At 67.7% G+C, this 14042-nt stretch carries 10 protein-coding genes and 1 riboswitch; of the genes, 4 read left to right on the forward strand and 6 right to left on the reverse strand.

Going from position 1 to position 14042, the window contains the following annotated elements; genetic code table 11:
* Positions 1 to 56: 56 nt before the first annotated feature.
* A complete protein-coding gene (locus QOZ99_RS03590) occupies positions 57 to 2105 on the forward strand; it encodes an NAD(+) synthase (RefSeq protein WP_306888552.1) in 2049 nt (682 codons plus the stop codon).
* Between the two features lie 2 nt (positions 2106 to 2107).
* Here QOZ99_RS03590 and QOZ99_RS03595 read toward each other — a convergent pair whose 3' ends face one another.
* From QOZ99_RS03595 to QOZ99_RS03605, 3 genes are all read right to left on the reverse strand, one after another.
* On the reverse strand, positions 2108 to 2566 hold the full coding sequence (locus QOZ99_RS03595; protein ID WP_306888554.1) for an NUDIX hydrolase: 459 nt from the start codon (positions 2564 to 2566) through the stop codon (positions 2108 to 2110).
* 228 nt (positions 2567 to 2794) lie between these two features.
* On the reverse strand, positions 2795 to 5245 hold the full coding sequence (locus QOZ99_RS03600; protein ID WP_306888555.1) for a GcvT family protein: 2451 nt from the start codon (positions 5243 to 5245) through the stop codon (positions 2795 to 2797).
* Positions 5242 to 6129: a choline kinase family protein gene (locus QOZ99_RS03605; RefSeq protein WP_306888556.1), complete on the reverse strand. Its 888-nt coding sequence runs from the start codon at positions 6127 to 6129 to the stop codon at positions 5242 to 5244. Before QOZ99_RS03605 ends, QOZ99_RS03600 begins: the two co-directional genes overlap by 4 nt.
* Before the next feature lie 212 nt (positions 6130 to 6341).
* On the opposite strand from QOZ99_RS03605, the gene QOZ99_RS03610 reads away from it, so the two are divergent.
* Both QOZ99_RS03610 and QOZ99_RS03615 read left to right on the forward strand, forming a co-directional pair.
* Positions 6342 to 7136, forward strand: coding sequence for a DeoR/GlpR family DNA-binding transcription regulator (locus QOZ99_RS03610; protein WP_306888558.1), 795 nt, complete (start codon positions 6342 to 6344; stop codon positions 7134 to 7136).
* Positions 7137 to 7204: 68 nt separating this feature from the next.
* A riboswitch (cobalamin riboswitch) is annotated at positions 7205 to 7439 on the forward strand.
* Positions 7440 to 7475: 36 nt separating this feature from the next.
* Positions 7476 to 8153: an energy-coupling factor ABC transporter permease gene (locus QOZ99_RS03615; protein WP_306888559.1), complete on the forward strand. Its 678-nt coding sequence runs from the start codon at positions 7476 to 7478 to the stop codon at positions 8151 to 8153.
* Between the two features lie 57 nt (positions 8154 to 8210).
* Here QOZ99_RS03615 and QOZ99_RS03620 read toward each other — a convergent pair whose 3' ends face one another.
* The 3 genes from QOZ99_RS03620 to QOZ99_RS03630 all read right to left on the reverse strand — a co-directional run bounded on the left by QOZ99_RS03620 (position 8211) and on the right by QOZ99_RS03630 (position 12409).
* Positions 8211 to 9641, reverse strand: coding sequence for a basic amino acid/polyamine antiporter (locus tag QOZ99_RS03620; protein ID WP_306888560.1), 1431 nt, complete (start codon positions 9639 to 9641; stop codon positions 8211 to 8213).
* A 69-nt stretch (positions 9642 to 9710) separates the two neighbouring features.
* Positions 9711 to 10946, reverse strand: coding sequence for an arginine deiminase (locus tag QOZ99_RS03625; protein ID WP_306888561.1), 1236 nt, complete (start codon positions 10944 to 10946; stop codon positions 9711 to 9713).
* A 26-nt stretch (positions 10947 to 10972) separates the two neighbouring features.
* Positions 10973 to 12409: a basic amino acid/polyamine antiporter gene (locus QOZ99_RS03630; RefSeq protein ID WP_306888562.1), complete on the reverse strand. Its 1437-nt coding sequence runs from the start codon at positions 12407 to 12409 to the stop codon at positions 10973 to 10975.
* 542 nt (positions 12410 to 12951) lie between these two features.
* On the opposite strand from QOZ99_RS03630, the gene QOZ99_RS03635 reads away from it, so the two are divergent.
* Positions 12952 to 14031: a helix-turn-helix transcriptional regulator gene (locus QOZ99_RS03635; RefSeq protein ID WP_306888563.1), complete on the forward strand. Its 1080-nt coding sequence runs from the start codon at positions 12952 to 12954 to the stop codon at positions 14029 to 14031.
* The last annotated feature ends 11 nt before the right edge of the window (positions 14032 to 14042 follow it).

The following is a 14042-nucleotide window of genomic DNA, read 5'->3' on the forward strand; positions in this document are numbered from 1 at the left end:
AAGATCGTGCCGCGCAGGCGGCCCGTCGTCGCCTGCCTTGAGGGCGCGGGTGCGGGATGGCCGATTTCAGCTGCATGTATCGTCACGGTTTCCTGCGGGTGGCGGCCTGCGTGCCGCGCGGGCGGGTGGCCGACCCCGCTTTCGCCGTGCACGAGCATCTGGAACTCGCCGCCGCCGGCCATGCGCGCGGCGTGGGCGTGATGCTGTTTCCCGAGCTTGGCCTCTCTTCCTACGCCATTGACGACCTGCTGCTGCAGGACGCGCTGCTGGACGAGGTGGAGGCGGCCATTTCCCGCATCACCGTGGCCTCGCAGGAGCTTCACCCGGTGCTCGTGGTCGGCGCGCCGCTGCGCCGGGCGGGGCGCCTCTACAATTGCGCCGTCGTCATTCATGCCGGCCGGGTGCTGGGCGTGGTGCCCAAGAGCTACCTGCCGAATTATCGCGAGTTCTATGAGCGCCGCCATTTCACCCCCGGCGGCGGTGAGGGCGGGGAGATCGCGGTTGCCGGGAGGAGCGCGCCCTTCGGCACCGATCTGATCTTCCGTTCCGGCGGAGCCGTGGCGGTGAATTTCCACGTCGAGATCTGCGAGGATATCTGGGTGCCGCTGCCGCCCTCCACCCGGGCGGCGCTGGCCGGCGCGGAGCTGCTGCTGAACCTCTCCGCCAGCAACATCACCATCGGCAAGGCGCGCACGCGCCGGCTGCTCTGCGCCAGCCATTCCAGCCGCTGCATCGCCGCCTATGCCTATTCGGCGGCGGGGCCGGGCGAATCCACCACCGATCTGGCATGGGACGGGCATGCCGCGCTGTTCGAGAATGGCGAGATGCTGGCCGAGAGCGAGCGCTTTCCGCCCCGCTCGACCTTCGTCACCGCCGATATCGATCTGGAGCGGCTGCGTCAGGAGCGCATGCGCACCAACACGTTCGGCGACTGCGCGCGCGCCGAGCTGAGCGGCGCGCCGTTCCGCACGGTCCCCTTCGCGCTGGAGCGGCCGGCGGGACCGGTGACGCTGGAACGCGTGATCGAGCGCTTTCCCTATGTGCCGGCCGACGAGGCGCGGCTCGCCGAGGAGTGCTACGAGGCCTACAACATCCAGGTTCAGGGCCTGTCGCAGCGCCTCGCCTCGACCGGGCTGAAGCGGCTGGTGATCGGTGTCTCGGGCGGACTCGATTCCACGCAGGCGCTCATCGTCGCCGCCCGCGCCATGGACCAGCTGGGCCGCCCGCGCACCAACGTGCTGGCCTACACGCTGCCGGGCTTCGCCACGTCCGACGCGACGAAGGCCAATGCCTGGGAGCTGATGCGCACGCTCGGCGTGACCGGCGCGGAGATTGACATCCGCCCGGCGGCGCGGCAGATGCTGGCCGATCTCGGCCATCCCTTCGCGGAGGGAAAGCCGGTCTATGACGTGACGTTCGAGAACGTGCAGGCGGGGCTGCGGACGGATTACCTGTTCCGCCTCGCCAACCAGCAGGGCGGGCTGGTGGTCGGCACGGGCGACCTGTCCGAGCTCGGGCTCGGCTGGTGCACCTATGGGGTGGGCGACCACATGTCCCACTACAACGTCAACGCCTCCGTCTCGAAGACGCTGATCCAGCACCTCATCCGCTTCGTCGCGGAATCGGGCGACGTCTCGCCGGAAACGGCGACGGTGCTTGCCGCCGTGCTCGCCACCGAGATTTCGCCCGAGCTGGTGCCGGCCGGGGCGGGCACGCCCATCCAGTCCACCCAGCAGGTGGTGGGCCCCTATGCGCTGCAGGATTTCAACCTGTTCTACCTCACGCGCTACGGCTTCCGCCCCTCGCGCATCGCCTATCTCGCCGAGCAGGCCTGGGGCGACGAGACGCGCGGGCGCTGGCCGGCGCATGTGCCGGGCGAAGACCGGCGGGCCTATTCGCGCGAGGAGATCCGCCACTGGCTGCGGCTGTTCCTCACCCGCTTCTTCGCCAACCAGTTCAAGCGCTCCACCTTGCCCAACGGCCCGAAGATTTCCTCGGGCGGTTCGCTCTCGCCGCGCGGCGACTGGCGGGCGCCTTCCGATGTCGGCGCGCGGGTGTGGCTGGACGAGCTCGACGCGGCGCTGCCGCCGGGCAAAAGCGGATAAGGCTAATCCTGCAGCAGTGCCTCCAGCCGGTCGAGCAGCGGCAGCTGGCTCGGCAGCATCTTGGCGCGGGCCTCGACAAGGGTGAACCAGCTTGCCCGGTCCACTTCCGGGTAGTCGCGCAACTGCCCGCTGCGCGGCGGCCATTCCAGCGAGAACCGGGTGCTTTCGATGGTGCTGATGTCGAGATCGCCCTCCTGCGCGAAGGCATGCACGGTCTTGCCGCCCTTCTGCCGCACCGAGCCGAGCGGCTGCAGCGGGCCCTCCGCATGCTGGCCCACCTCTTCGCGGAACTCGCGGCGCGCGGTGGTCTGCTCCTCCTCGCCATCCTCCATCTGGCCCTTGGGTATGGACCAGGCGCCCTCGTCCTTGCGGCTCCAGAACGGGCCACCCGGATGGACAAGCAGAACCTCGATGACACCGCCGGCCCGGCGGTATCGGATGATGCCGGCACTCTTCCTCACGCCCGTCCCCCCGTTCAGGCGAGTTCCGGAACGTCGTCAGGCGCGCGCAAACGGATGGAGCCCCCGCGACATCGCCTCCCGCGCGTCAGCTGCCCTGCTTCGCCGTCGCACCGTTCCGCTCGGCAATATTGAAGGGGTGTTTGGCCCGACGTGTCAAACCGGGCGAAAAACCCGGCGCCGGCCGTCCGCGTCCCGGGCGTCGCCGGCGGGGCGTGCGGCGCGGCGCCTTCATGCCTTCACCCGCATCATCTGCGGATCGTAAAGCGGGGCGAGGCTGGCCGTGGCGGCCACGCGCGTGCCGGCAACTTCCAGCTCATAGCTGCCCGACAGGACATGGGCGGCGTCGACGCCGGCGGGATCGCGCACATAGCCATAGCCGACCGGCTTGCCGAGCGTGTAGCCGAAGCCCCCGCTCGCCAGCCAGCCGGCGCGCACCCCGTTGCGATAGATGGTCTCGCGGCCGAGCAGCACGATAGCGGGATCATCCACCGTGAAGGCGGCCAGCCGCCGCGGCAGCGGCTTGGCGCGCTGCGCTTCCAGCGCCTCGCGGCCGAGGAAGGGCTGGTTGGTCTTCAGCTTCACCGCCCAGCCGAGGCCGGCGACGAGCGGGGAATGGTCCGGGCCGATCTCCGCGCCCCAGGCGCGATAGCCCTTCTCCAGCCGCAGCGTCTCGATGGCGCGGTAGCCCGCCAATGCCAGCCCGTGCGGGCGCCCGGACTCGATGAGCGCGTCGAACACCGTGGCGGCGAACTCGGCGGGCACGTGCAGTTCCCAGCCGAGTTCGCCGACATAGGTCACGCGCAGCGCGATCACCGGCGCGCCCGCGATGGTGAGCTGACGCACCCGGCCGAACGGGAATCCGGCATTGGAAATGTCGTCGCCCGTGAGCGCGCCGAGAATGTCGCGCGCCCTCGGCCCGAACAGCGAGAGCACGGCATGGGCGGAGGTGACGTCGACCAGCTTCGCCTCCAGCCCGTCTGGAATATGGCGGGCGATCCACTCGAAATCATGGGTGGCAAAGCCCGTGCCGGTGACGATGTAGAAGCGCTCGGGCGCGAGGCGGGCGACGGTGAGATCGCACTCGATGCCGCCGCGCGCGTTGAGCAGCTGCGTGTAGGTGAGGGTGCCCGGCGGCTTCGACACATCATTGGCGCATAGCCACGAGAGCGCCGCCTCGGCATCGCGGCCGACCAGCTCGAACTTGGCGAAGGAACTCTGGTCGAACAGTGCGGCCCGCTCGCGGCAGGCTTCATGCTCGCGCCCCACGGCCGCGAACCAGTTCGGCCGCTCGAAGGAATAGCGGTCGCGCGGCTCTTCCCCGTCACTGGCGAACCAGTTGGCGCGTTCCCAGCCGAGTTTCTCGCCGAAGACCGCCCCGGCGGCCTTCAGCCGGTCATAGAGCGGGGAGCGGCGCAGCGGGCGCCCGCTCTCGTGCTCCTCGGCGGGCCATGCCATGGTGTAATGCTTGGCATAGGCCTCCAGCGTGCGGGTGCGCACCCAGCTCTCGTCGCGGTGATTGGCGCCGAAGCGGCGGATGTCGACCGGCCAGAGGTCATAGGGCGCCTCGCCCTTGGCCACCCATTCGGCCAGCGCCATGCCCGCGCCGCCGCCCGAGGCGATGCCGAACGCGTTGAAGCCGGCGCCGACATAGATGCCCTTCACCTCCGGCGCTTCGCCGAGGATGAAATTGCCGTCCGGCGTGAAGCTCTCCGGACCGTTGATCAGCTGCTTGATGCCGGCGCTTTGCAGGGCCGGCACGCGGCCGAGCATGAGGTTCATGGTGGGCTCGAAATGTTCCCAATTCTCCTGCAGCAGCTGGAAATGGAACCCTTCGGGAATGCCGCGCATCGCCCAGGGGATCGGGTTCGGCTCATAGCCGCCGGCCACCAGACCGCCGACCTCTTCCTTGTAATAGGTCAGCCGGTCGGGGTCGCGCAGGGTGGGCAGGTTGCGCGGCACGCCGGGGATCGGCTCCGTCACCATGTACTGGTGCTGCACCGGCACGAGCGGGATGTTCACGCCGGCCAGCTGGCCGAGCGCGCGCGACCACAGACCGGCGCAGATCACCAGCTTCTCGCAGGCGATGCGGCCGGCCGTGGTGACGACGGCCCGGACCTTGCCGTGCTCGACCTCGATCGCCTCGACGCCGATCTCCTCGGCAATGGTGACGCCGGCCATGCGCGCGCCCTTGGCCAGAGCCTGCGTGATGTCGGACGGGTTGGCCTGCCCGTCGGTGGGCAGGAAGGCGGCGCCGACCACGTCATCTATGGTCATCAGCGGCCACAGTTCCTGCGCCTCCTTCGGGGTCAGGAGCTGCATGTCGAGGCCGAAGCTCTTGGCGGTGGTGGCCTGCCGCTTCACCTCGGTCCAGCGGTCGGCATTGCAGGCGAGGCGCAGGCCGCCATTCATCTTCCAGCCGGTGGCGAGGCCGGTCTCGGCCTCCAGCCGCTTGTAGAGCGCGACGCTCTCGCCGAGCAGCTGGGTGATGTTGGCGCTGGTGCGCAACTGGCCGACCAGCCCCGCCGCATGCCAGGTGGAGCCGGAGGAGAGCTTGTGGCGCTCGATCAGGATGACGTCGGTCCAGCCCATCTTGCCCAGGTGATAGGCCACCGAGGTGCCGACAATGCCGCCGCCGATGATGACGACGCGGGCGGAGGAAGGAAGATCGGGGGCGCTCATCGGCGGTCCATCTCGTTGAAGGCGGCGAGGGCGGCCTCGAACCGCGCGAGGTTCTCATGCGTGTAGGCGCGGTAATCGAAGTCGATCGAGGAATGGATTTCCGAGACCATGCTCCACATGGCCTCGCGCAGCAGCGAGGCGGTCAGCATGGCCTGGAAGGCGCGGCGCCGCGCCTCACTCGGCGGCGCGCCGAAATAGAGCGCGAGCAGGCGCTCGGCCTCCTCGGGGCTGAACCCGTTATTGGAGGCGAGCCCGCCGAGGTCGAACAGCGGCGAGTTGAAGCCGCCATAATCCCAGTCGATCAGCCATAGCCGCGCGCCATCGTCGAGGAAGTTGGCGGGCAGGAGGTCATTGTGCCCGAACACGATGTCGACGGGCCCGACGGCGGCCTGCAGCCGTTCCGCCATGTCGAGATAACGTGGAATCTCCCCGCCCAGCCGGAAGCGCGCCTCGATGAGCCGGTGCGCATAGTCGCGCACCACGTGGAATACCCAGAAGGCCGGGGCGGGACCGCGTAGATGCCGCTGCACGCCATGATGGGCCTGCCGCACCAGCGCGGCGACGCGCTCCATATCGGCCCGCACGTCTTCCGCGGCATAGGTGCGGCCTTCGATATGGTCGAGCACCAATATGCCCGGCTCGGCGTGCCGCACGGCGGGCGAGACGCCGGCTTCATGGGCGGCGCGGCTGGCGGCGAGTTCGGCCGTGCGCAGGATGCCGTGCTCGGGAATATCCGCGCCCACCCGCACGACGAAATGGCGGCCGTCATCCTCCACGCGGAAATTGGTGTTGGTGATGCCCCCCGTCAGCGGTTGCGGATCAACCGGCCCGCGCCAGAAGCCGAGCGCGCGCACCTTCTCCCGGACGGCGTCGATGTCGCTCATAGGGCGGTACCCGGGAGCGAAAGGCGAAGCGGGCGAAGGGCGGACAGGGGGACCATGGACAGACACCCGATCTGGAAGGGCCGGCAGCGCGGGCACATTCGGCTCATGACGATGAGGATCACGGACATTCCCACGAAAATCAACACTAACCCCTCAAAATTGTTGATTTGAAAGTCTCAACTCCACAAACTCCCGCGCATGGGAGTTCGCGTATGACCGTTTCTCACCCGACGCGCTGGCAGGCGGCGATCCTTGAGGCGGTGCGCGCGCAGGGCTTCGCCCGCATCCGCGCGCTGGCGGGCACGCTCGGCGTGTCGGACGAGACGGTGCGCCGGCATGTGCGGGCGCTGGTCGAGGCCGGCCTGCTGACCCGCGCGCATGGCGGCGTTGCCTGGGCGGGTGCCGCGCCGGCGCTTGCTGCGCCGCTTGCCGAAGCCCCGTTCGAGCGACGCCTGCGCGAGCACGCCGCGGAAAAGCGGGCGCTTGCCGCGGCGGTCGCGGCGCGGGTCGAGGACGGCCAGGTTCTGCTGATCGATACCGGCTCGACCACCGCCTATGTGGCGCAGGCGCTGGGCATCCGCCGCAACCTTACCGTGGTCACCAACTCGCTGGAGATTGCCCGCCATCTGGTCGGCCGCGCGGGCAACAGAGTCTACATGGCCGGCGGCGAACTGCGCGCCGATCTCGCGGCGACAGTCGGGCCGGAGGCGCTCGCCTTCATCCGGCAGTTCCGCGCGGACCTCGCCATCCTGTCCGTCGCGGCGGTGGACTCCGGCGGAACCTTCATGGATTTCGACCTGGACGAGGCGCGCATCGCCCGCGCCATGATCGAGGCGTCGAGCCGGGCGCTGGTCGTGGCGGACAGTTCCAAGTTCGGCCGGCGCGCCGCCGTCGGCATCTGCGCCACCACCGATATCGACCTTCTGGTGACGGACCGCGCCCCCCCGCCCGCCGACGCGGGCTGGATCAGTGAGGCGGGCATCGAACTCATCGTGGCTCCGGTCTAGCGGCGCACATCGGCCCGCCCCCCAGGCAAATACCTCATGCCGGCTTGACAGCGGGTCCTGTGACGGGCGTGTTGGGCGGGCTGCATGGTGTCCGCGTGGATTGGTCCGCGCGGATGAAACGGGAATGGGGAAGGGTGCTGGTCCACGGACAACGGCGCCCGAAGCCCCGACCGCCCCCGCGACTGTGAGCGGCGAGCGGCCTTCCAACGCGCCACTGGTCTGCCTCGCAAGGGGAGGGCCGGGAAGGCGGAAGGCTAGCCGTGACCCGCGAGTCAGGAGACCGGCCCTGCAGGAAGGCCCATGCAAACGCCGTCGGGTGAGACGGCACAGGAGAGACTTATGCATATCGAACCCGGCCTCGTGGCCGAAGGAAAGATCTGGCTCAGCTATGTCACGGCGGCGGGCGCCGGAACCTATGCGCTCAAGCTGGCGGCCGACGCCGTGCGCGAGCGCGGGCTCGGCTCGCTCATCGTCCGCAGCGTGCTGACCACCGCGCTGGTCTTCGCGTTCTTCGAGGTGCTGCCGCACCATCCGGTCGGCGTGTCCGAGGTGCATCTCATCCTCGGCTCGACCCTGTTCCTGATCTTCGGCCTTGCGCCAGCGGCGATCGGCCTCGCGCTTGGACTGCTGATCCAGGGCATCTTCTTCGCCCCGTTCGACCTGCCGCAATACGGCATGAACGTCACCACGCTGCTGGTGCCGCTCTTCGCGCTCACCGCGCTGGCCGGCCGCATCATCGCGCCGAACACGCCCTACGTGGAACTGAAGTACAGTCAGGCGCTGGCACTTTCCACCACCTACCAGGCGGGCATCGTGGTGTGGGTGGCGTTCTGGGCGTTCTACGGCCACGGTTTCACCGTGGAGAACGCGGCCTCCATTGCCTCGTTCGGCGCGGCCTACATGCTGGTCATTCTGGTCGAGCCGCTGGTCGATCTCGCCGTGCTGGCAGCGGCCAAGGCGCTGCACGGGCTCAAGGGCAGCGCGATCTTCGAGCGCCGTCTTTTCAACGCGGCGTGACGCGGTATCGACACTTCCGGGCCGGGAGGCGCTGCGCCTCCCGGTTCCCCTTGCGGTTCAGACGCTGATCCGCCCCGTCGCGAGGCCATAGAAGGCCAGCACGGCCCCGCCCGCCGCCACCGCGAAGAGCAGCGCCTCCGCCGGGGAGAACACCCGGTGGCCCCGCTCGCGCTGGGCGATGACGAACAGCACCGTGCCGGGCGCATAGATCACCAGCGACAGCAGCAGGAATTTCAGCCCGCCAGCATAGATCAGTCCGGCGGCATAGAGCGTGGCGAGACTGGCGCGCACCAGGTCGACATGGCGGCCCTTCGGCTCCCGCACATAGGTTTCGCCGTGCAGCGCGAGTTTCAGCGCATAGGCGGCGACGAGGAAATAGGGCAGCAGGATCATCGAGGACGTCAGCTTGAGCGCCAGCAGGAAGGCCTGTTCGGCGAACAGCGTCAGGATCAGGAAAATCTGGATCAGGCTGTTGGTCAGCCACAGCGCGGCGAACGGCACCTTGTTGCGGTTCTCCGCCGCCAGAAACGCCGGCATGCTCTCCATCTTCGCCGCGGAATAGAGCACCTCCGCCGCCAGCAGCGACCAGGAGAGATAGGCGCCCAGCACGGAGACGATGAGCCCGAGGCTGATGAATACCGCGCCCCATGGCCCGACCAGCGCGGCCAGCACGCCGGCCATGGAGGGATTGCGCAGTTCCGCCAGATCCGGCCGCAGCATCACGCCATAGGACAGCATCGTCACCAGCACGAGCAGGCACAGCACGCCAAGGAAGCCGAGCAGCGTGGCGAGGCCCACATCCGAGCGTTTCCGTGCATAGCGCGAATAGACGCTGGCGCCCTCGATGCCGACGAAGACGAACACCGTCACCAGCATGGTGCCGCGCACCTGCGCGAACAGGCCTTCGCTCTCCAGCCCCGGCCCGCCGTAGAAATTCACGGCGAAGATGTCGGCCTTGAAGCCGAACCCGACGAAGACGAGGAAGATCAGGATCGGGATGATCTTGGCGACCGTCACAACCGTGTTGATGAAGGCTGCCTCGCGCACGCCGCGCAGGATGAGGAAGTGCACCACCCACACGCCGACCGAGGAGATCGCCACCGCCGTCACGGTGTTTCCGTCACCCAGAACCGGGAACAGCGCCCCCAGCGTCGACTTGATCAGCACCCAGTACGAGACATTGCCCAGGCAGCACACGGTCCAGTAGCCGAGCGCCGAGAGGAAACCGAGATAATTGCCGAAGCCGGCCTTGGCATAGGCATAGACGCCCGCGTCCAGCTCCGGCTTGCGGCGCGACAGCGTCTGGAACACGAAGGCCAGCATCAGCATGCCCCCGCCCGCGATGCCCCAGGCGATGATTGCCCCGAGCCCGCCGGTGACGCGCCCGAAGGTCTGCGGCAGCGAGAAGATGCCCGCCCCGACCATGGAGCCCACGACCATGGCGGACAGCGTCGGCAGGGCGAATTTCTGCGGCGAGGGTTCGGTCATCGGGGTTCCTGAAACGGCCACTCAGCGAACTTTTCCTCTCCCCGTCGGGGAGAGGGAGCTTCCTCCGCCTCAGAAGTCCACCGCGTCGCGGATGATCGGGCAGGTCATGCAGTGGCCGCCGCCGCGGCCGCGGCCGAGCTCGGAGCCGTCGATGGTGATAACCTCGATACCGGCCTTGCGCAGCAGCGTGTTGGCGTAGGTGTTGCGGTCATAGGCGAACACCACGCCCGGAGAGGCGCAGACCAGGTTGGCGCCGGAATCCCACTGGGTGCGTTCGCGCATGTAGTCGTTGCCGCCGGTCTCGACGACGCGCAGTTCCTTCAGGCCCAGCGCCTCGCGAACGGTCTCGACCAGGCCCTTGTCCTTGGAAAGCTCGACCCCGCCCTTGCCGTCCGGGCGGTAGGAGAAGCACTCGATCTTGTCGACGATGTCGGGGTAGAGCAGCACGCAGTCGCGGTCGGCGAAGGTGAAGACGGTGTCGAGATGCATGGCCGCGCGCAGCTTCGGCATGGCCGCGACGATGACGCGCTCGGCCGCGCCCTGGGCGAACAGCGCCGCTGCCGCCTGGCTGATCGCCTGGCGCGAGGTGCGCTCGCTCATGCCGATGAGCACATTGCCCTTGCCGATCGGCATCACGTCGCCGCCTTCCAGCGTGGCCATGCCCCAATCCTGCGTCGGGTCGCCCCACCACACCTTCACCTGGCCGGCGAAGTCGGGGTGGAACTTGTAGATCGCGGTGGTGAGGATGGTTTCCTCGTGCCGTGCCGGCCAGTAGAGCGGGTTGAGCGTGACGCCGCCATAGATCCAGCAGGTGGTGTCGCGGGTATAGAGCGTGTTCGGCAGCGGCGGCAGCAGATATTCGTTCACCCCGGCCGCGTCGCGGATCAGGTCGAGAGTGGCCCCGCCGATGGTCTCGGGGAACTCATAGGTCGACAGGCCGCCAATCAGCGTCTCGGCGAGCTGGCGGTTCGGCAGGCCGTCGAGATAGGAGCGGACCTCGTCGACGAAGCCGAGGCCGATCTGGTTCGGCACCACCTGGTTGTCGAGGATCCATTTCTTGGCTTCCGGGATCGCCACGGTCTCGGTCAGCAGGTTGTGCATTTCCACGACGTCGATGCCGCGCTCGCGCATCTTGCTGACGAAGTCGAAATGATCGCGCTTGGCGACGTCGACCCACAGCACGTCGTCGAACAGCAACTGGTCGCAATTGCTGGGCGTCAGGCGCTGGTGGGCGCGGCCGGGCGCGCAGACCATGACCTTGCGCAGCTGGCCGACCTCGGAATGCACGCCGAATTTCGTTTCCATAGTGAGGCTCCCGATGCTTGTTCTTGTCAGGGTGTGATGATGCCGGTGAGAAGGCCGTAGGTGCCGATGGCACCCGCCACCACGGTCACGCCGAAGATCACCAGCTCGATGGGGGTGAACAGGCGCGCCTTCTGCTCGCGGCGGGCCCAGACGTAGAGGATGATGGTGCCCGGCACGAACAGCACGGCCACCAGCAGCACGTATTTCAGGCCGGCGGCGACGAACATGAACAGCGTGTAGATCACGGCGATCCAGGCGAAGATCTGGTCGCGCCCACGCTCATTCGGCGTCGTCTCGTAGCCGACGCCGCTGCGCGCCAGCAGCACGCCATAGCCCGCCACCAGCAGGTAGGGCAGCAGCGACGTCACGCTGGTCATGTCGAGCATGAAGTTGAAGGCGTCGCGCGACCAGTAGGTGGAAATGACGAACAGAGAGACGACGATATTGGTCATCCAGAGCGCGTTGGCCGGCACGCGGTTGCCGTTCTGCGCCGCGAACAGCTTGGGCATGTCGTTGGACTTGGCGGCGGCGAACAGCACTTCCGCGCAGATCAGCGACCAGGCGAGATAGGCGCCGAGCACCGAGACCAGCACGCCGATGGAGATGAAGATCGCGCCCCAGTGCCCGACAACGAGTTCCAGCGCGCCGGCCAGCGAGGGGTTTGCCACGCCGGCGATCGCCGCGCGGGGTGCCGTGGCATAGGGCAGCATGGTAACGGCCACCATCAGGCCGGTCACGGCGACGAAGCCGAGAATGGTGGCGGAGCCGACATCCGAGCGCTTCTTGGCGAAGCGGGAATAGACGCTGGCGCCCTCGATGCCGAGGAACACGAACACCGTGATCAGCATGGTGTCGCGCACCTGCGCCAGCAGGGTCTTTTCCGGCATGCCCACGCCGCCGAAGAAGTTCTCGGAGAACTGCGCATAATTGAAGAAGAAGACGAAGGCGAGGATCGCCACGATCAGCGGCACGATCTTGGCGATGGTGACGACCATGTTGACGAAGGTCGCCTGCTCGACGCCGCGCAGGATCATGAAGTGGAACAGCCAGATACCGGCCAGCGACACGATGATCGCGGTGGCGGTGCTGCCGTCGCCGAACAGCTCCGGGAAGAAGCGGCCGAGCGTCGAGCCGATCAGCACCCAGTAGAACACGTTGCCCAGGCAACTGCCGAGCCAGTAACCGAAGGCCGAGAGGAAGCCCATATAGTCGCCGAAGCCCGCCTTGGCATAGGCGAACACGCCGGAATCGATGTCCGGCCGCTTTTCCGCCAGCGCCTGGAACACGCGGGCCAGCATGTACATGCCGGTGCCGGCGATCGCCCAGGCGATGATGGCGCCGAACGGGCCCGTCGCCGTGGCGAAACGGCCCGGCAGGTTGAAGATGCCGGCGCCGACCATCGAGCCGACGACCATGGCGGTGAGCGAGAAAAGGGAGAGCTTGCCGACCGACTTGTCAGCCATGATGCGCCTCATCGAGCGAGGAAGGAGGGCGGAATTCCACCCAGCGAGCCGGAATTCTCGGAGTCCCAGTCATGATGCGACGGGCGTCGAATAAAAGCGTGTCATGATACGCCATTTTATCGGAGGCGCATCTGTCGTGTATTTTGCAATAGCTAGCAGGATGGGCCGATTTATCCCGCAATGCAGCAATTGTATTTGATATTATACATGCAGTTCGAGCGCGTCGCCTGGCGCAGGGAGCCGGCGGGCGGGCGTGTCGGCCGCGCCGGGGGCGCCTCTTGGCATGTGTGAAGCTGATCGGGCGCAAGGGATGGTTCGGCGAATGGGGGCGATCGAGTGGCGCATCTTCAGAGCGATGCCCGTGCGGGCGCCGTCAGCCTGTTTGCTGGCAGAGGAATGGCGCAAAGCGAAGCCGGGCATGATAACTGGATACAGCGTGTGACAATGCGCGATAGCCATGGCTACCCGTCGAGCGGCGGCACGCCCGGCGATGCGGGGTGCGCGAAGATTCGGGCGGTCGGTGGACGGGAAGTGATTGGGGCATGTCCGAGTACCACAAGCTGGATATCGATTTTCGCGACGTGCTCACCGGGCTGCGCCCCGGCGAGCGCCTGCGCGGGGCCGAGGCACTGGGCGCAGGCGACGACATCTTCCGTGTGAAGGAGCACAATTACCGGCGCGTGGACGATTACACGCTGCTGCATGTGCTCAATTTCGAGGCCGGGCAGCCCTACAGCCTGACGATCGCCCGGCAGGACCTCGTCTGCATCCAGGCCATCGTCTCCGGCAATTATCACCGCTGGATCGGCCAGCGGATGGATCTTGTCAGCCCGCATCTGCTGGAGATCAGCAACGTGCCGCAATCCGTCGTGGACGTGGGAGCGGGCGGCCGGCTGCGTGGCCTGCTGATCATCTGCGACCGGCGCCATCTGGTGGAACATTACCGGCTGAACGTCGATCGCCTGCCGGCCGCCTACCGGCCCATCTTCCTTTCGCGCACGGGCACGCCCGAGGTGCTGCATCTGCCGCTGTCCTCGACCGGCCTGCACCTGGTGGATCAGATCCTCACCTGCAAATATCAGGAACCGCTGCGCGGCATCTTTGTCGGCGCCAAGACGATCGAGATCATCTGCGACGTGGTCGCCCAGCTCGGCGCGATGCCCGGGCAGGGCGCGCCCCGCCCGGCCGGCCCGCGGCAGAAGGCGCGGGCGATCGAGGCGGCGGCGGAGATCTACCGGCGCGAGTTCGGCAGCCCGCCGACCATCGAGCAACTGGCGCAGCGCGTCGGGCTTAACCGCAATGAACTGACCAGCGGCTTTCGCGACGCCTTCGGCGTGACGCCCCATGCCTATGCGCTGGTTCAGCGCATGGAGCGGGCCCAGCAGATGCTGCGGGAGGGCCGGCTGTCCATCAGCGAGGTGGCCCGCCGCATCGGCTATGAAGGCTATTCCAGCTTCGCGCGGGCCTATCACGCCCATTACGGGCGTCCCCCCTCGCTCGACATTCCTGCGCTCGACATTCCTGCGCTCGACATTCCTGCGCTCGATGTCGCCGCGCCGGACATTCCGCCCCTGGACGTCCGCGCGTTCGATATGCCAGCCCTCGGGGTTCGCGACGAATAGGCGGGGGGTGG

The sequence above is a fragment of the Ancylobacter amanitiformis genome (assembly GCF_030814815.1).
In the GTDB taxonomy this organism is placed as follows: Bacteria; Pseudomonadota; Alphaproteobacteria; order Rhizobiales; family Xanthobacteraceae; genus Ancylobacter; species Ancylobacter amanitiformis.